Below are 18,319 nucleotides of genomic sequence, written 5' to 3'. Positions count from 1 at the left end.
TCAGTCCGCGGACGTACGTTGGCAGTTGTGCGTCATCAGGTCCTGAGGCGTTTTGGGAAGCATCCGTTCCGCCAGAACATCAGACGTGCGGGTTGATGACCTGCGGCTGCTCCACGGATACAAGCCAGTTCGCGACGCTGGCGACGAGCGCGTTGACGTCTTCGAACACCTCTGCCCCGCTCACCTGCGGTGCGCCGGGCAGGGTAAAGACAGGCTTTTTCCACTGCAGGCCAAGCGCCATTTCGGACAGCGTGCCCAGCCCGCCGCCTACCGCGATCAGACAGAGCGAGGCGCGCGCAATCAGCGCATTACGCGTGATCCCCATTCCGGTCGGCAGCGCTACGGAGAGAAACGGGTTGGCCTCGCTGGCATCGTCCTCGGGCAACAGTCCGATCACGATGCCGCCCGCGCGCGCAGCACCGAACGCCGCCGCTTCCATCACCCCGCCTTTGCCGCCGCAGAGAATCGCCATGCCGGTGCCCGCCAATGCATAACCGAGGCTTCTTGCCGCCTGCAGTTGTTCCGCCGTGGCCTCCCGCGGTCCGATCAATCCGATCGGCATCGCGTGACGCGTCGGACCTGTCTGACGGATCGCCAGTCTCTGCAGCGCCAGATAAGCGGCGTTGGACCATTCAGTGTTGTCGTTGCCGTGCAAGGCATTCCCCCAGCGCCAGAACACTCGTACAGACGGCCATCAGCACCAGCGAAAGCGCGGCGGCCTGCGGAAAATCCGTTTGTCCATCGGAAAGTTTCAGGTACATCAGTAGCGGCAGGATGTTGATCTGCGTCCCGGCGAGCGCGAGCGCGGTACCGTAGGTGCCCAGCGCAATCGACGTGACGAGGCACCACGCCGAGGCGATCGAAGGCCACAGTTCCCGCAACGCCACGTCGAAGAGCGCCCGCAGCGGCGTCGCGCCCAGCGTCAGCGCAGCTTCGATGGGACGGCGGTCCAGGTTGGCAAGCGCCGGATAAAGCATCAGCGCAACGCGTGGAATCAGGTAGTACGCATAGGCCGCGACCAGACCCGCGGTCGTGTAGATCAGCGCCCCGACCGTGGCCGGGTCGGCGCCCATGCGTGCGAAGACACTCGTCACAAAGCCGGCACGGCCGAAAGCAAGAATGAACCCGTACGCAATCACCAGCCCGGAAAACGCCAACGGCACACCGAGCAGCGCCAGCATCCAGCCGCGCCGCTGCGGCGGTTGCCCAGCCAGCACCATCGCGAGCGGCAGCCCCACCATCAGCGACACGGTGCCGGCGGCGAGCGCCAGCGCCAGCGAGTGTCCGAGCGCACTGACCACCAGCGGGTCACGGGCCAATCGGACGAAGGCCGCACCGTGCCCCTCGCCCGCCGACACCAGCAATGCGCCGAGCGGCAACGCAAAGAACAGGGCGAGGAGCAGGCCTGCCGGGACGGCGCCGAAGCGGCGCGCGAGCCCTTCGTTCATCGAGGATGCACCCATCTGCCGCCCCTTATTTCGCGAGCGCGGCCTGCGCCCACAACTGGTCGACTTCAGCCTTCTTCGCCGCGGCCTTGACCACGTCGAGCGGATGCACCTGCGGCACGTCCGGCATCTTCGCGCGCATCTCCGCCGACAGCTGCACGTCAGGCACAGCAGGACGCACGTAACCTTGCGCGAACAGCGCCTGGCCGACGTCGCTCATCACCAGGTTCAGCCAGAGCCGCGCCGCGTTCGGATTCGGGCCGTCCTTCACGAGGCTGATGGCGTACGGTGCGGACACCGTCGCTTCCTTCGGGATCACCACCTCAGCGGCGTCGCCCATGCCGTCGGTGTACTTTGCTTTCAGGCCGTCGTTTTCGTAGCCGATGAGGATCGGAATCTCGCCCTTGACGAACTTCGCATACGGCGTGGTGCCTTCGACGCGCATCACGTTGCCCGCTTCGCGCAACTTGCCGAAAAAGTCGCTGCCCGGCTTCGGATTGTCGACGCTGCCGCCGAACGCATAAGCCGCCGCGAAGACCGCAACCTGGCCCTGTCCGGTCGAACGCGGATCCAGATAGACCACCGAGTTCCGGTACTCGGGCTTGAGCAGATCGGCCCAGCCGTGCGGCACATTCTTCACCAGCTTGCGGTTGACCAGAAAGGCGATGTTCAGCGAATGGACCGTGAACCAGCGGCCATCGCGCTCGCGAAACACCGGCGGCAGTTTGTCGAAATTGAGCGGCTTGAACGGCGCCACCACGTCCTTGTTGACGGCGTCCAGCGCGGACGCGGCGAAGTAATACGCGGTATCGGCCTGCGGACGCCGCCGGGACTTGTCCAGCGCAACCACGGTCGCGGCCGACCCGATATCGTTGTACGTAATCTCGACCTTCGGATAACGCTTTCTGAATTCGGCGAACAGCGCCTTCCAGTTGGCCCATTCGGGACCGGTATCGAACGAGACGACTAGGCCCTCTTCCGCGGCCTTCGCGTACAGCGCGTCTTCTCCGGAATAAAGGGGCGCCGCCGGCGCGGCGTAAGCGCCAGACACGGCAGTCAGCGCCGACAGCGCGCAAACGAATCCGGCAACACGGCGGACGCGCGACAAAAGACTAAACCCTGCAAACATTCTGGTTCTCCGTCAAACAAGGTGAATTAACGAACTTGACTGGCCTGCGCGGGCAATACGCGCAGATGTTCGGGGTCGATGGCAACGGCGTGTTCGGCGAGACGGCGCCCCTCGCACAGCAACGGCTTCGGCGCGGAATCCGGAACGAAGTCATAGCGGCACGTCGCGCCGAAATAGCGCACCTCGGCACGGCGGCCGGCCATCCGGTTGACCGCGCCCGTCGGCGGGTCGGGCTGCACGTGTTCGGGACGAACCAGTACGTCGACCTGGTCGCCGGGACGGAACGCGCCGGTATCGGCGGACAGCATTGCGAAGGAGACATCGATCGCGCCGTCGGCTATCACGCGTCCCGACATCACGCTCGAATGACCGACGAAACGCGCAACTTGTGTCGATACCGGCCGATCGTAGAGACGCTCCGGCGTATCCACCTGCAAGACGCGCCCGCCGTCGACCACGGCGACCCGGTCCGCCAGGCTCAGCGCTTCGTCCTGATCGTGCGTGACCAACAGCGTGGTGGCGCCGCATGCGCGTTGCAGCGTGCGGATCTCATCGCGAAGCTGCTGGCGGATGCCTGCGTCGAGCGCGGCGAGCGGTTCGTCGAGCAGCAACACCTTCGGTTCGAACGCCAGCGCGCGAGCCAGCGCGACGCGCTGCTGCTGGCCGCCCGACAGCAACGTCGTACGCCGCGCGGCGTGTTCGGCAAGACCGACCCGTTCGAGCATCTCGAGCGCGCGCGCCCGGCGTTTCGCGGAATCGACGCCGCGCATGCGCAGCCCGTAGGCTACGTTGTCCACCACGCTCAGATGCGGGAACAGCGCGTATTGCTGGAACACCATGCCGACCTCGCGGCGCCACACCGGCACGCGCGCCACGTCGCGTCCGTCGATCGCAATCCTGCCCTGGTAGCCGTCCAGCAAGCCCGCGGTGAGCCGCAGGATCGTCGACTTGCCGGAGCCGCTGCGGCCCATCACGGCCAGCAGTTCGCCCTGCGCGACCGACAGCGTGACGGCATCGATACCGTGCTGCACGCCGGGATAAGTAAAACTCACGTTGTCGAAATGAAGACTCATCGTTTCACTTGATTCGTTGAACAGTGTTGATTGATACCAGGGTCGCGATCACGGCGAGGCAAAGCAGCACCACGGTGGCGGCGCACGCCATGCCGGTCGCGCCGTAAAAGGCCTGCAGCAGCACCACCGGATAGTTGCGGTAACGAAAGCCGGCGATCAGGTTGGACACCTGGAATTCGCCGATCGACAGCGCGGCCACCATGACGAGTCCCGAGAACAGGCTCTGCCGGAGGTTGGGCAAGACAACCGTGAAGAACTGCCGCAGCGGCGTGGCGCCGAGCGTTGCCGCGCACGCTTCGAGGCGCGCGATATCGAGGTGGCGCAGATCGGCGAGCAGCGTCTGCGTGAGGTACGGCAACGTCAGCACCGTATGAGCGGCGATCAGCAACGGCAACGATCCGAGCCACGGCAGCGTGTCGCCGCTGAAGATGGCGATGTAGCCGAAACCCAGCGTGAGCGCGGGCACGCCCACCGGCAACAGCGCAACCAGCCGCGCCGTCATGCCGCGCCCGGAGAGCGAGCGGTAGTGCAGCGCATACGCGAGCGGCAGACCGATCACGGCAGCGGCACAGCAGCAGGCCAGCGCGACCAGCAGGCTCACGCCGAACGAACGCCGGAAGCTCGTGTTGGCGGCGAGATCCGCGAACCAATGTCCGGTGATGCCGGTCGGCAGCAACGTGTTGGTCCACGTCTCGCCGAACGCGCCGATCAGCAGCAGCGCGATCGGCAACAGCATGTAGAGCGCAAAGAGCACCGCTACGAGGTGAAGCGCGACGCGCCCCACCGACACCGAACGTCTGCTGCGGTGATGAGCGGGAACACGAGGCTGGATGGCCGGTGCGGCGGGCGTGTGCATGCAGGCATTCCTCGGGAAACAGACTGAAGCCCACGTGTCATGACTGGACTCAGCGAAAGGTTTCGAATTGCTTGCAATTGTGCGGATACGACATGGCGTAGTCATGAAAAAAACGTACAAAACACGCATTGCGCTGTGCGCATCCGGAACACTTCGACGCCAATCCTCCGATGAAACACCTTTACCCGAACGTCACCGAACTACTTGCTTTCGCAAGCGCTGCCAGGCATCTGAACTTTTCCCGCGCGGCGCGCGAGCTCGGTCTCTCGCCGAGCGCCGTCAGCCGGCAGATCGCGGCCCTGGAGAGTTCATTCGGTGTGCAGCTGTTCATCCGCGACGGCCGCAACCTTGTGCTCACCCGGGCGGGCAGTCTCTACCTCGCGCGGGTCGGCAACCCGTTGCGCGACATAGGCAACGCGTCGCTCGAGCTGATGAGCGCGGCCGGCCAGAGCGACCTGCTGACGATCGCTAGCGTGCCGACTTTCACGACCAAATGGCTGATTCCCCGGCTCCCGGATTTTCTGTCCCGCACGCCGGGAATTACGATCAGTTTCAGCCGGCACCTGGCGCACGGCGATCCGTTCCCGCTGGATCTGGATGCCGCCATCCGCTACGGCGACGGCAGTTGGGAAGGGGTTCAATGCGATTACATCGACGGGCGTACTTTTCTTTTAGTCTGCGCGCCCGATTATCAGCAGAGCCATCCGTTGCGCCGGCCGCAGGACGCCGCGCTGGTCCCGCGGCTATTGCACGGCCAGGCTGAACGGGTATGGGGGCAATGGGCCGAGATCTACGGCGTACACGGCATGCAGGTGCTTGCGGGTCCGCGTTTCGAGCAATACTCCGTGCTGATCCAGGCGGCTCAGGCAGGACTCGGACTGGCGCTCATCCCCGCCTTTCTGGTGCGCGACAACCTGGCCGCCGGCAGCCTCATCGAGCCCCTGACAGCCCCGATCGACGTCGACCATGGACACTATCTCTGCTATTTCCCGGAGCGCCTCGAGACACAACCGGGTTTGAAGCGCTTCCGGGAATGGGTGTTGTCTCGGGTCTGATGTCCCGGCAAAACCCGGCTCGAAAGAACAAAACGGATCAGCCCTGTGTGGGACTGACCCGTGAACGGCAAGCACGACATCAAGCCTGAGGATCGGTGCTGTCCGTAGCCTGCGTATTGTCGGCGTCTTCTTTCTTCTCGTCGTCCTTCTTCTCGACCAACGACTCCAATGCACCGGCGCCTTCAAAGCCTGCTATGGCTGCGATCCCTTTCGTGAGCAGACCAGCGTCCGGATCGACTTTTTCTGCCGCTTCAACGGCGGCTATTGCGCCTGCAATCTTACCTGCCTCATCCAAGAGTCCCATATCGACCTCCTCGAGAAAAAATGAGGCTCCATCCTCTCACGAACTCGACACCTTGTCGCCAAATGTCAAATAGACTTTGTCAGTTTCGACGATGAAATGAATCCTTAACCTGGGCCCTTAACCTGGGCCCTCAAATCGCCTTCGTCACTGGCGCAGTCGCGGCCGGATCGGTCATGCTCGGCTTGCCGGTTTCGACGTGACCCGCAATGCGCCGCAACCAGCTTGCATTGCCAGCAGCTGTCAGCTGAAAGTCATACCACTGATTGCTGCATGAAAGGTCCCAGTGGGCCTCCACGCTCTGGCCTGCCGGCACCGCCAACGTCACCGGCGGCTGGCCATACGCGAGGTCGGCCGCGGTGACCGTGAGCGGCGTGGTCCCCGCGTTGGACACGGTGACATAGACGCTGCCGTTGGCCACGTCGTAACACGTCACGACGTCCGGCCTGGCCGTGGCCTCTGCGCTGGACGATCCCGCGAAGCGCCGGAAATATCCATTCGGGCCGTAGACGTTCACCATGTAATTGCCGTTTGCGTCGAACGTCCACGTATCGGTCAGCTGCTTGCCGGCCTCAACGGTGTAGCGACGCGGCATCGCCGTCGGGTCGCCCGTATATACCCAGAAATGCGCGCCTTGCTTGCCGGTGTTGGCAAACGTCAGCGCATACCCTTGCGACTGCAACTGACCGTTCACATGCAACTCGTACGGCAGCGCACGCGCGGGCCGCGTGCCCGGCTCCTGCGCCGCCACGACCTGCTGGGCGGTGCTGGCCGGCGCGGCCTGAGCCGTCGAGCGCGCGCATTGCGTGTCGGCCTGAGCGACGTACGTTTGAGTACTCGGCAGCGAAGGCACCGTCGGGTCCGGCTTCGAGAAGTCGAGCGCCGTAGTGAGATCGCCGCAGATCGCGCGGCGCCACGGCGAGATATTGGTTTCGACTACGCCGAAGCGCTTTTCGATGAATTGCAGCACCGACGTGTGATCGAACACCTGCGAGCACACGAAACCGCCCTTCGACCACGGCGACACGACCGTCATCGGTACGCGCGGCCCGAGGCCGTACGGCAGGTTGTCGGCGGTGTACGTGCTGGCCTGCGTCGCGGTCACGACGTTATGCCGTTCGAGCGTGATGTCCACCGTGCTCATGCCCGAGCCCGGCAGCGTCGGTGCTTGCGGCGGCACAACGTGATCGAAGAAACCGTCGTTTTCGTCATACATGATGAAGAGGACGGTCTTGCTCCATACGTCGGGATTCGACGTCAGCGCATCGAGAATAGTGGAAATGTAATTGGCGCCGTAGAGCGGCGTGAATTTCGGATGCTCCGAATAGGCGGCAGGCGGCAACAGCCACGACACCTGCGGCAACGCATTGGCTTGCACGTCGGCTTTCAATTGCGTCAGCGTGCGCGTGCTCATCCCCCGGGTTTGCAGCGACGAACCGGCCGGCGCATTCACGAAGTTCTGGAACGAGGCCAGCATGTTCGTGCCGTAGTTGCCGTTGAAGTTGTCGAAGCCGGTGCCCTGCTGATAGATCTGCCACGAGATGCCGGCCGCCTCCAGCCGCTCGGGATAGGTAGTCCAGTTGAAGGGCTGCAGTTTGATGCTGTCGAACTGGTTGTCGATGAAGTCGGTATTGTCGAGCAGCGGGCCACCGCCCGTGCCGAGCGGATCGACCATCCCCGTCATCAGATACATGCGGTTCGGGTGCGTGTTGCCCGGAATCGAACAGAAGCAGTTGTCGCACACCGTGAAGGCATCGGCGAGCGCGTAGTGGAACGGAATGTCCTCGCGCACGTGATAGCCCATCGTCATGTTGGTCTTCTGCACGGCCCACTTGTCGGCGCGGCCGCTGTCGATCGCGCCGTGCGTGGTGCTCCACGTGTGCGGCAGGCCGCCGATACACTGCGCGTTGACATTCGGATTGCTCGTGTCGTACCGGAACGGCGCGATCACTTTCGCCGGATCCTCCTGACGCGGCTGGAACCACACCGGCTGGCCGTTCGGCAGTGTCACGGGGAAGCGGTCGTTATAGCCGCGCACGCCGCTCAGGTGACCGAGATAATGATCGAACGAACGGTTTTCCTGCATGAAGACGACGATGTGCTGCACATCCTGGATCGTGCCGGCGACCGAACTCGGCTCGATGGCCAGCGCCTTGCGAATCGATTCAGGAAACAGGGTGGTGGCGGCTGTCGCGCCGGCGAGTCCGGCGGACAGCTTCAGAAAATCTCGACGAGTTTTGACGACCATGCGATGGACCTGGTTTGAATTCTGACGTCAGGAGGCGGGCGGGACGAAGCCCGGCGGGCAGCTCATGCGAGCGTTGGCGACAGCGGCGTTGCCGCACGCCGCCTTCGGCGGATCGACACTGTTGCCGCACGCGCCGAGCAGCGTTGTTGCCGCAAAGAGGCCAATGAGCGCGAATAGCCGGAATGCCGACGTCGGCATGAGTATCTCCGTGAAAATGACAGGCGGACGCGATCGCGCGTCGACGACCGCATGCGCTCAGGCGCATGCGGTGCCGAGAAGATAATTTCGGTTTGTTACATGCGAGTGTCTTGCTGGAAAGCAGGCGCATGAAGGCAGGTTCGTCCTTCCAACGGCATTGACTTGATATCTGACTATCGATGTCGAAGCCGTGTCGAGGCCAGCATCGGCTCCCGGCTCAGCATCGCGATGATCCAGGCGCCAGCTAGCGCCTGGGCGGCTGTGGATTGTGCGTCGGGTTGGTGTCGAACCTGGAAAGTAATCGATTGCTTATGATCTGCCGCGCTTTGCTGGTTGGCAGTTCCGCCTCTGTCAGACGATTACCGTCCTTACCGGATCGCAGGGAATGGTTTATGCTGAATTGATCGCTTTCATGTTCGCGGTGACTTGCTGTCCAAGCGCCCTCAAGTAAGAAGGCGGCGCCCGTTCTGCTTGTCCTGCTCACATATTGTCTATAAAAAATGAACAGCTTCGATACGGTCATCGAGACATTTCTAACAAGGCCAAACTTTGGCCCCCTGCTCAACCATGCAATAAGAGCCGTCGCAGATCTGTACTCGTTCAAGGGCCTCGTGCTCATCCCCATCTTGTGGTGGATATGGTTCCAACCCGGCGAGCGTCGCGAATGGCAGCGCGAAATAGTCATCTCCACGATCGTGAGCGGCATGTTGGCACTCGCCACCGGAAGACTTCTCGCCGATTTGTTGCCATTCCGGGAGCGTCCTCTCTACGACCCCAACCTGCATCTGCACTTCGCATCTACCTCGGCACGGGACGCCATGCTGACAGGGTGGAGTTCGTTCCCGAGCGATCACGCCATGCTGTGGATGTCGATCGCGACGGGCATTTTCATTGTCTGGCGCCGAGTGGGTGCGCTGGCGCTCCTGTACACGGTTATCTTCATTTGCATTCCGCGCGCTTATCTCGGCTATCACTACCCGACCGATTTGCTTGCGGGGGCCGCGATTGGGATCGCCATTACTTACGTCATGACTCGGGAGTCCGTTAGAACGCGTTATGCGACTCAATCGTTGCGATGGATTGAACGCTATCCAGGACCGTCTGCGATGCTGGCGTTCGTCCTGTGTCTAGAACTGGTCACTCAGTTCGACGAACTACGGAAGTTCGCGAGCTTTGCATATAAAGCGCTGTGATTGTTTGCGCGCCGAGTTCGACAGGTCCAACCACCGCGTTCACGCACCTCGAAAGCGGACGGTCAATATCTCCAGACAACACAGGGGCGCCGGCTGGACACAACCGGCGCCCCTGTCAATCGAGCGGCGCCGATTCGCTACCGGCCTTGTTGCTGAAGATACTGTCTGACGTCGCTCATCGTCACGCTCCCCTTATGGCTTGTATCGATCTGGTCGAAGTGCTTGGCGACATAGCCGAGACCTTGGGTTTGCGCCTGCGCCTTCGTCACCGCCGCGCCGTTGCCAAGAGCGGAGTTTGCCCCCAACCTCGCTTCGAGTCGCTGCTGGGCCTGCTGCTGCAGTGTTGTGCCGGTCGACGGCGTGATGGGCGCAGCACGGCTCTGCGGAAAGAACGGCCCATCGACTCCCTTGGCTCCGCCAGGCGGAGTCGCGGGCGCCACCGCTTGAGGCGGCAGCGCATGCGCGCTGCCGACAAAGCAGCCCAAGACGATCAATGGGGAAATACGCCGCAACATATCGAAAAGAGACATGATTACTCGCATTGATAGAGTGAACGGAGTACCACGAACGAGTCGCATCCCATCGGTCACGGTGTCGTCGCTTGTGCCGTGGTGGTTGGCTGATTGGCGGGGCTTTCGTCGCGCCACGGCGGCGGCAGGGTCCAGAGCGCGAGCGCATCCGGAAGCGGTGTGCCCCGATAGAAGCGCACCAGATCCCGCTTCATCCGCGGGCGAGCGCCGTCATCGAGATAAGTCATGTGGCCGCCCTGGAAGAAGTTGACCTGCAAGTCCGGATTGAGGCCAGGTACCGTCTGAAGCCGCGCCAGCTGTTTCTCGGTATTGAAGAACGGCGTGGCCAGATCATGAAGGCCGTTTTCCGAGAGTACCCGGAGGTGCGGGTTCAGCGTCAGCGCGCCTAGCAGATCAGGGATCGTATCGGGCAAAGGCTGGCCGTCATGCGAGAAGTCCCAGACCTGAATGATAGTGTCGTTCAACGGCATGTAAGTCGCATTGGGCGCCGAATACCCAAGATAGTCAGGCATCTGTGTCGCCAGCGCCGTCGTGAACGGCTGCGAGATCAGAATATCGGATGGATCGGAGTCGTTTTGCAATCGCGGATCTGAATTCGGCAACGACACACGTCCGTCGTACCGGCCTATCGTCGTGCCGGGTATGAGGGTGTTCGAGAAAGGATTGACATTGAAATAGCCTTGCAGCGCCTGCAGGGTCAGACCGGATGGAAGCGTCCACGCCTGAAGCGTTGCCGGACGGGGGAATACCGGTGTACCCAATGCATCCGGGATGCCAAGCTGACTGAGCACCCACGACTGCGAAAACCTCCTGAGCCGATTGTATTCAGCCGTCACGAACAGCTCCGTCTGCAGCGCATAAAGATCCTGATTGATCGGCGCCGGCGAGGCCTGGTTATAGTAGGCCGCAACTGCCGCGTAGCCCGGAAAATATCCAGCCAGGGTATCCGTATCGAGTGCGAGCGCGCTGGACGAGTTCGTGATGGCGACAGCTTCGATCGCATCCGCAAAGTAATTCAGGATTGCCGACTGAAGCACGATCCCCGTCAGATGGATGCCCGCGGATTCCAGCGCCAATGCCAGCATATCGGTGCGCGGTGTCCCGTAAGACTCGCCATACAGATAAATCGGAGAGCTGCTGCGATTATTTGCCGTCAGATAGCGCTCGATGAAATCGCGGATGATGTTGACATCCGCATCGGTGCTCCAGAACTTCTGGTTCGTGTTAGGCAGAATCGCCTCAGAAAGCCCGGTTCCTGGCGGATCGATAAACACCATGTCCGTGGTGTCGATCAGGCTTTCTTCATTGTCGACCAGCGGGTAATTGGGCCAGTTCCCGAAGACCGGGTCGGACGTAGCGACCCGCGTCGGCGCAAATGATCCGAGACGCAGCCAGATCGAGGACGACCCCGGCCCACCGTTATAGATAAAGGTGACAGGCCGCGATGAACCGTTCGCACCCGGTGCGGTATACGCGACGTAGGACATCGTGGCTTCGGGGTTGCCCTTCGAGTCGGCGGCCGTCAAATGACCGGTCGTGGTCGTGTAATTGACCGGCGTCCGGCCGAACGGCCACTGGTAGTGCATGACTGCCGCATTCTCCGAGACCTGGGACGGATCCAGGCCGTCTTTGGCATTGGCCGAATAGGCAACTGGATCGATGTAGGTCTGATTGGCCGTCTGCGACTGCGTTTGTCCGGCAGACTGCTGGTTCGCCGTCTGTTGCATGGCTGCGGCCGTATTCGTCGACGAACCGCCGTCCGTTCCTCCACATCCTCCGAGAAGCATCATCAGGATCACTAAAGCTCCTAAACCCGACAACCCGTGTTGCCGATGATGGTGACTGCCGGTAAGACCCTCGTCTCGTTTCATCTCTATCCTCGGTGCTGAGTTTAGCTACCTTCTTACAAAGGCCGCGATCGCCGAAGAAATGCGCCTGAGCTCAGGACACTACCGTTGCATCGCAGGCAGACAGCGGTTGAGAGCCAACTTATTTCAAAGAGCATAGATTCAATAATCGATGCTCTTTGATTAGAATATCTAAATATCTGGATTGAATATTCCAGTTCTTCCATGGAGATTACTTGCAGGTAAATATTCGTAATTGGCGGCAGATGAAAAATAGGTGACGCAGTGCGCGTTTGTCAAGGAATCGCCGTATTTCCGTAATTCCATAACACAGTTACTATCGAACATACCGGTGTCGACGAGTCGATGTAAATTCTCCCGATTTTTATTACAGACAAAAATAGTTCAGTCCAGCACCTCGGCGCCCAGGTTAAAGACACTATCTCCGAAGAGAGACGGATATCGGCTCCAAGCCGTCGTTGGCATCTCGCGAAAATGGATATCCGTTAGCCGGCCGGCGGGATAACGAGGACTTGTGGATCCCATCCAACAAGATCAAGATTGTGTTGACCGAGGATGCTCACGTTTCGGTTCAGGATTCAGGCGTTTGACCGGTTCGACGTGAAAAAATCAGGGAGAACCCCTATGAAAGCTCCGAGTCATATCCGCGCCGTTCGCCGTCGTACGGTGCTCAAGGGGGTCGCTGCTGCTGCAGCGTTGCAGCTCGCCTCGCCCTTCATCATCAAGGCACGTGGCGAGACGCCGCTGCGCATCGGCATGGTCGATCCGTTGACCGGCGTTTATGCTGCGGTTGCACAGAATGAAGTGACGGGCGCCAGGCTCGCCGCGCAGCAGGTCAACGCCAATGGCGGCATTCTCGGGCGCCCCATCGAGCTACTGGTGGAAGACTCGGCGAACGACGTCGGCACCGGCGTGCAGAAGGCGCGCAAGCTGATCGATCGTGATCAGGTCACGTTCCTGATCGGCGACGTGAATTCCGGCGTCGCCCAGGCAATCGCCCAGGTCACCAACGAGAAGAAGGTGTTGCACATCGTCTCGGGCGGCCACACCGACACGATCACCGGCAGCGATTGCAAGTGGAACGTATTTCGCGTCTGCAATACGACGAGCATGGAGGCCAACGCGGTCGCGGACCTCCTCTTCACCAAGTACGGCAAGAAGTGGCATTTCATTACGCCGGACTACGCCTTCGGCCATACGCTGCAGAAGGCCGCGCTGGCGGATTTGCAAAGGCTCGGCGGCACGATGACCGGCAACGAGCTCACGCCGCTCGGCACGACCGATTTCTCCGCGTACCTGATCAAGGCGCGCGCCGCCAACCCCGATGTTCTGCTGGTGCTGCCGCAAGGTTCCGACATGGTCAACTGCCTGAAGCAGATCGCGCAGTTCGGCATCGGAAAGCAGATCCACATTGCCGGGCTTCAGCAGGAGCTCGAATCGCTCGAGGCGATGCCGCCGGAGGCGCGCGTCGGCTTCTGGATGTTCGAGTGGTACTGGAAACAACCGGGTGTCCCGGGAGTCGAGAAGTTCGTCGCCGACATCCGCAAGATGAATGGCGGCAAAGTCCCCACTGCACGCCACTGGTTCGGCTACACGTCGGTTCATACGCTTGCCGCGGTCGCCAACAAGGAAAAGAGCCTCGATGCGAAAAAGCTCGCCGAGGCGCTCGGCGGGTTCGAACTCGCGGATAACGTCAAGCTGCAGCCCAACAAGTGCTACTACCGCAAGGGAGACCATCAGCTGATGACCTCCTCGTTCGTCGGCGAAGCGCTGTCTCAGCCGGCGGGCGACCCGGAGGATCTGTTTCGTGTCGAGCGCGTGGTCGCCGGCGACAAGACTGCGCCGCCCGAAGCTGCGACCGGCTGCAAGCTTCAGTGGCCGGTCTGATCCCGAGGACAAGGTCGGCGCGGGCGTGCCGGAAACCGTTGCCATAAACTTGCCACGCATGCGCGGCAACACAGCGGCCCAAGCTGCCCGACGCGGCTCGTGCGCGGATTGCGTCAGGACATGAGCGGCCGATGACTCAACTACTCCTTTTCAACGTCACCAACGGGCTGATCATCGGCGCGTTTTACGTACTGATGGCGCTTGGCCTGTCGCTCATTCTCAACTTGAGCAACGTGATCAACTTCGCCCATGGCGGCTTTCTCGTGATCGGCGGCTACATTGCCTATACGATCACGCCGTATGTCGGGTTCTGGGGTGCATTGCTGATCGCGCCGATGTGCACGGCCATCATCGGTCTCGCCGTCGAGCGGGTGCTCATCCGGCGAGTCTACGGGCGCGATCCGCTCTACAGCCTGCTGCTGACGTTCGGCCTCGCCTTCATGATCGAGGACGGCACCCGCTTCATCTGGGGTGCGCAGGGCAAGCCCGTGACCATTCCGCCTGCGCTGGCTCTGTCATTGAGCAACGAGCTCTTCTTCATCACCGGCTACCGCCTGTTCATGGTCTGCACCGTCACCATCGCGGTTGCACTGCTCTTCATGCTGTTGCGCTACAGCCGGCTCGGCATACGCATCCGGGCCGGCACGCTCGACCTCGAGACCGTCGCGGCGCTCGGCATCAACGTGGGCAGGCTGCGCGCGCTCAATTTCGCCGTCGGCATCTTTCTCGCCGGTCTGAGCGGCGTGCTCGCCGCGGGCCAGCTCGGGCTGGAGCCGACGATGGGAACCGGCCTCCTGATGCCGAGCTTCATCGCCATCATCGTCGGCGGGGTGGGCAGCCTCACCGGTACGCTGCTCGGCGGCCTGCTGATCGGCGTCGCCTCGGGCATCACCGCGGTGTTCGTCCCCGCGGCGAGCGAGGCCATCATGTACGTGCTGATGGCCGTGGTCCTGCTGATCCGGCCGCGTGGCCTGCTCGGCGAAGAAGGCATGATGACATGAGCGAATTCCGCCACCCTCCCCGACTGCCCGTCATCGCAGCGCTCTGGGCAGTGCTCCTGCTGGCACCCTACTGGATGCCGCTGCTCGGCGGCTACACCGCGCTCGGCACGCGCGTGCTCGTACTCGGACTGGCAGCCATGTCGGTGAACTTCCTGCTCGGCTTCACCGGTGTGCTGTCCTTCGGACACGCGGCGTATTTCGGGCTCGGCGCCTATGGCGCCGGCCTGGCGCTGAAGTTTCTCGCACCGAGCACGCCGCTCGCGCTGCTGTGCGGCACGCTGCTCGGCGGCATTGCCGGCACACTGCTGGGCGCGCTCATCGCCCGGCGACGCGGCGTCTACTTCGCGATGGTCACCATCGCCTTCGGGCAGGTCTTCTACTACATCGCCTTCCAATGGAGCTCCGTCACCGGCGGCGACGACGGGTTGCGCGGCTTTTCGCGCCAGCCGCTCGATCTCGGCGTCGCCCGGATCGACATCCTGTCGAACGCCAACGCGTTCTACTACTTCGTGCTGTTCTGCCTTACGCTGGTGATCGGCGTGATGGGTTTCATCCTGCGCTCCCCGTTCGGGCGCACCATGATCGCAATCCGCGAAAATGAGCGGCGGGCACGCTTTCTCGGCATTCCCGTCGATCAGCATATCTGGATCGCCTTCACGTTGTCCTGCTTCTTCATGGGGTTCGCCGGTGCGCTCTACGCTCTCCTGAACAACTTTGCCGATCCGCGCGGGCTGCACTACAGCCAGTCGGGCGATTTCGTGATGATGGCGGTCATGGGCGGCATGCGCAGCTTGTGGGGACCGCTGCTCGGCGCCGCGGTATTCGTCGTGCTGCAGGATTATCTTTCGAGCATCACGGTCAATTGGATGTCGTTCGTCGGCATGCTGTTCGTCGCGATCGTGCTGTTTTTCCCGCGCGGGCTGCTCGGCTTCATTCAGCGCAGGAGCGACTCATGAGCGTGCTCGAAGTCAGGCGCCTCAGCAAGCGCTTCGGCAGCCTCGCCGCGGTGCGGGACGTATCGCTCACGGTCGAGAAGGGCGAGCTGCGCGCCGTCATCGGACCGAACGGCGCCGGCAAGACCACTTTCTTCAATCTCATCAGCGGCTTTTTCCCGCCGAGCATGGGAACCATCGTGTTCGACGGTCTCGACATCACGGCGCTTCCTGCGTATCGGCGCGTTGCGGCCGGCATCGCCCGCACGTTCCAGATCACCGAGATTTTTCCCGAACTGACGGTATTCGAGAACGTGCGCATCAGTGCGGAAGTGACGGAGGGTTTTCGCCTGCGCCCGTGGATCAGCAGCACCGGGCGGGCGCGGGTTCGTCGTCACGTCGAGGAGACGCTCGAGCTCACGGGTCTTGCCGGCAAATCGCACCGACTGGTCGGAGAACTGCCGCACGGTGACCAGCGGGTTGCCGAAATCGCGATGGCGCTGGCGCTGCGGCCCCGCCTGTTGCTGCTCGACGAGCCCACCGCCGGCATGGGCGATCAGGAGACTCATGAGATTACGCAGCTCGTGCGCCGCCTGCACAGCGACGGCAATTTCACCATCGTGCTGATCGAGCATGACATGCGCGTGGTCTTCCATCTGGCCGATCGAATCACGGTGCTCGACCAGGGCAGCGTCCTCGCCGAAGGCTCGCCGGAGCAGATCGCTTCGAACGAGGCCGTACAGGCCGCCTATCTGGGTAACGCAGCATGAGCGCCGCGCCGGACCGCTCCAAGCAAGCTCACGCCCCCTCGGGGGGCAGCGAGGACACGAAGTGCCGAGCGTGGGGGCTCAAATGACCGCCGCACTGACCGCCGAAAGGCTGCATACCTACTACGGCAAGAGCCACATCCTGCATGGCGTGAGCCTGGAGGTCGAGGAAGGCCGGATCACGGCATTGCTCGGCCGCAACGGCGCCGGCAAGACCACGACCTTGCGTACCCTCGTCGGTTTGACGCCCGCGCGCCAGGGGCGCGTGACGATCTTCGGGGCGGATACCACGCGCTGGCCGACCTTCCAGATCGCCGCGAGCGGCGTCGGCTACGTGCCCGAGGGGCGAAGAATCTTCGCCAATCTCAGTGTCGAGGAAAATCTGAAGGTCCCGCTGGAGCGCGGCGGACCGTGGACGATCGCGCGGATCTACGAGCTGTTTCCACGCCTGGCCGAGCGCAAGTTCAGCCGCGGGCGCCTGCTCTCCGGCGGCGAACAGGAGATGCTGTCGATTGCCCGCGCACTCCTGCTCAATCCCCGGCTGCTCATTCTCGACGAGCCATCACAAGGCCTGGCCCCGCTGATCGTTCGGGAGGTGTTTCGAGTCGTGTCGCAGATGCGCGATGAGGGGATTTCGGTACTGCTGGTCGAACAGAATGCACGCGTGAGTCTCGAGATCGCCGACTATGCTTACGTGCTGGACGATGGCGGCATCGTCTATTCGGGAGATGCGCGCGCGCTCGCCGCCGATGAAAGCCGGGTACGCGCCCTAACCGGCGCCAGCGCGGAGCAGTGACCGCCCTCGTAGCGGGCCGGCACGCAAACGTCAGCCGAACGATTCCAGCAAACGATTCCAGCAAACAATTACATCCACCGGTTGAATCCGCCGCATCTGAGTAGACGTTCAAACGTCCGTGCCAGGGCATCGATCAATGTCCGGAGAGGGGCTGCGGGTGGCCGTCCGCTGACTCCCCTTATTCGGCCAATTCACGATGCAAGGCGCGATATTCCTGCGAAAGTTTGTGTCCCGGATCGAGATGGATGAGGGGTGTTGCCTGCTGATGCGATTCGCGGATCTTCACCGACGACGACAGGCGCGAAGCCAGCACCGGCAAGCCCTCACCAACAAGCTCATCGACCAGTTTCTGGGGCAGGCTCGCGCGAGGCTGAAACTGGTTGATGACAATCCCTTCCACCTCCAGCGTGACGTTGTGATCCTGCTGGATCTCCTTCACGTTTTCCAACAACGTGTAAAGCGCGCGACGGGAAAAATCATCACAGTCGAACGGAATCAGGCAACGCTCGACCGCGATCAGCGCGGAGCGTGTGTAGAAGTTCAACGCAGGCGGCGTGTCGATATAAATCGCGTCATACATGTCGAGCTCGTTCAGCGCGTCACGTAACTTGTAGATCTTGTAACGTGATTCCAGTTTGCCATGCAACGTGTCCAGATCAGGATGAGCGGGCATGACGTCGAGGTTTTCAAACGGCGTCGGATGAATGAACGACGTGACTTCCACAGGCCTGAAGCTGAACGTCAACGCGGTTTCAAAGAAACCCGCGACGGTGGGGTTGACCTCGCCGGCCTGCGAGCCGAGCAGGTATTGGCTTGAATTCGCCTGAGCATCCAGGTCGATGACCAGTGTGCGCATACCTTCGCTGGCGCTGATTGCCGCCAGGTTACATACAATGGTCGATTTGCCTACGCCACCTTTCTGATTGAATACGACGCGCCGCATATTCTCCCCCTGAACGGAAGCTGTCCAAAAGCGCTCAGCATAATGTCAAAACCAGACCAAGTCACCCAGCAGAATGCGGCACTGGTTGAGGAGTCTC

The 18,319-nt window shown here is 62.0% G+C and carries 18 protein-coding genes; 7 read left to right on the top strand and 11 right to left on the bottom strand.

Annotated features, from left to right (window positions below; genetic code table 11):
- Window positions 1-79: 79 nt before the first annotated feature.
- From AC07WT_RS22390 to AC07WT_RS22370, 5 genes are all read right to left on the bottom strand, one after another.
- Entirely contained in the window at window positions 80-562 is a 483-nt protein-coding gene (locus AC07WT_RS22390; RefSeq protein ID WP_494948635.1) for a TIGR00725 family protein, read from the bottom strand.
- Window positions 563-632: 70 nt separating this feature from the next.
- Window positions 633-1,463, bottom strand: coding sequence for an ABC transporter permease (locus AC07WT_RS22385; RefSeq protein ID WP_494948634.1), 831 nt, complete (start codon window positions 1,461-1,463; stop codon window positions 633-635).
- A 10-nt stretch (window positions 1,464-1,473) separates the two neighbouring features.
- Window positions 1,474-2,574, bottom strand: a complete 1,101-nt coding sequence (locus AC07WT_RS22380) for an extracellular solute-binding protein (protein WP_494948633.1) — start codon at window positions 2,572-2,574, stop codon at window positions 1,474-1,476.
- A gap of 26 nt (window positions 2,575-2,600) precedes the next feature.
- Entirely contained in the window at window positions 2,601-3,647 is a 1,047-nt protein-coding gene (locus tag AC07WT_RS22375; protein WP_494948632.1) for an ABC transporter ATP-binding protein, read from the bottom strand.
- A 4-nt stretch (window positions 3,648-3,651) separates the two neighbouring features.
- A complete protein-coding gene (locus AC07WT_RS22370) occupies window positions 3,652-4,383 on the bottom strand; it encodes an ABC transporter permease (protein ID WP_494951007.1) in 732 nt (243 codons plus the stop codon).
- A 290-nt stretch (window positions 4,384-4,673) separates the two neighbouring features.
- Between AC07WT_RS22370 and AC07WT_RS22365 the strand changes: the two genes are divergently transcribed.
- Complete coding sequence (locus tag AC07WT_RS22365; RefSeq protein ID WP_492591265.1) at window positions 4,674-5,558, top strand: LysR substrate-binding domain-containing protein; 885 nt, start codon at window positions 4,674-4,676, stop codon at window positions 5,556-5,558.
- 79 nt (window positions 5,559-5,637) lie between these two features.
- On the opposite strand, the gene AC07WT_RS22360 is transcribed toward AC07WT_RS22365, so the two are convergent.
- The 3 genes from AC07WT_RS22360 to AC07WT_RS22350 all read right to left on the bottom strand — a co-directional run bounded on the left by AC07WT_RS22360 (window position 5,638) and on the right by AC07WT_RS22350 (window position 8,305).
- Window positions 5,638-5,862 (bottom strand): hypothetical protein, encoded by a 225-nt coding sequence (locus tag AC07WT_RS22360; protein WP_494948631.1) that lies wholly within the window; start codon window positions 5,860-5,862, stop codon window positions 5,638-5,640.
- Window positions 5,863-5,992: 130 nt separating this feature from the next.
- Window positions 5,993-8,107, bottom strand: coding sequence for a phosphocholine-specific phospholipase C (locus AC07WT_RS22355; protein ID WP_494948630.1), 2,115 nt, complete (start codon window positions 8,105-8,107; stop codon window positions 5,993-5,995).
- Window positions 8,108-8,134: 27 nt separating this feature from the next.
- Complete coding sequence (locus AC07WT_RS22350; protein ID WP_492591268.1) at window positions 8,135-8,305, bottom strand: hypothetical protein; 171 nt, start codon at window positions 8,303-8,305, stop codon at window positions 8,135-8,137.
- Between the two features lie 500 nt (window positions 8,306-8,805).
- Between AC07WT_RS22350 and AC07WT_RS22345 the strand changes: the two genes are divergently transcribed.
- Window positions 8,806-9,498: a phosphatase PAP2 family protein gene (locus AC07WT_RS22345; RefSeq protein WP_494948629.1), complete on the top strand. Its 693-nt coding sequence runs from the start codon at window positions 8,806-8,808 to the stop codon at window positions 9,496-9,498.
- 137 nt (window positions 9,499-9,635) lie between these two features.
- Here the strand turns inward: AC07WT_RS22345 and AC07WT_RS22340 are convergent, their stop codons facing one another.
- Both AC07WT_RS22340 and AC07WT_RS22335 read right to left on the bottom strand, forming a co-directional pair.
- A complete protein-coding gene (locus tag AC07WT_RS22340; protein ID WP_494948628.1) occupies window positions 9,636-10,028 on the bottom strand; it encodes a 2-oxoglutarate dehydrogenase in 393 nt (130 codons plus the stop codon).
- A gap of 56 nt (window positions 10,029-10,084) precedes the next feature.
- A complete protein-coding gene (locus AC07WT_RS22335) occupies window positions 10,085-11,899 on the bottom strand; it encodes a S10 family serine carboxypeptidase-like protein (protein ID WP_494948627.1) in 1,815 nt (604 codons plus the stop codon).
- A gap of 621 nt (window positions 11,900-12,520) precedes the next feature.
- Between AC07WT_RS22335 and AC07WT_RS22330 the strand changes: the two genes are divergently transcribed.
- The 5 genes from AC07WT_RS22330 (at window position 12,521) to AC07WT_RS22310 (ending at window position 17,279) form a co-directional block, all read left to right on the top strand.
- Window positions 12,521-13,783 carry an ABC transporter substrate-binding protein gene (locus AC07WT_RS22330; protein WP_492591277.1) on the top strand — a complete coding sequence of 421 codons (1,263 nt, stop codon included), beginning with the start codon at window positions 12,521-12,523 and terminating at the stop codon, window positions 13,781-13,783.
- Window positions 13,784-13,914: 131 nt separating this feature from the next.
- Entirely contained in the window at window positions 13,915-14,784 is an 870-nt protein-coding gene (locus AC07WT_RS22325; protein WP_494948626.1) for a branched-chain amino acid ABC transporter permease, read from the top strand.
- Window positions 14,781-15,740: a branched-chain amino acid ABC transporter permease gene (locus tag AC07WT_RS22320; RefSeq protein ID WP_494948625.1), complete on the top strand. Its 960-nt coding sequence runs from the start codon at window positions 14,781-14,783 to the stop codon at window positions 15,738-15,740. Before AC07WT_RS22325 ends, AC07WT_RS22320 begins: the two co-directional genes overlap by 4 nt.
- A complete protein-coding gene (locus tag AC07WT_RS22315; RefSeq protein ID WP_494948624.1) occupies window positions 15,737-16,486 on the top strand; it encodes an ABC transporter ATP-binding protein in 750 nt (249 codons plus the stop codon). Before AC07WT_RS22320 ends, AC07WT_RS22315 begins: the two co-directional genes overlap by 4 nt.
- Window positions 16,487-16,568: 82 nt before the next feature.
- A complete protein-coding gene (locus AC07WT_RS22310; RefSeq protein ID WP_492591281.1) occupies window positions 16,569-17,279 on the top strand; it encodes an ABC transporter ATP-binding protein in 711 nt (236 codons plus the stop codon).
- A gap of 178 nt (window positions 17,280-17,457) precedes the next feature.
- On the opposite strand, the gene AC07WT_RS22305 is transcribed toward AC07WT_RS22310, so the two are convergent.
- Complete coding sequence (locus tag AC07WT_RS22305; RefSeq protein WP_494948623.1) at window positions 17,458-18,222, bottom strand: ParA family protein; 765 nt, start codon at window positions 18,220-18,222, stop codon at window positions 17,458-17,460.
- Between the last annotated feature and the right edge of the window lie 97 nt (window positions 18,223-18,319).

It is taken from the genome of Paraburkholderia sp. GW821-FHT02A12, assembly GCF_059422005.1.
Note: the sequence above shows the minus strand (reverse complement) of the source record. Positions and strands in the feature narration are given on the sequence as shown.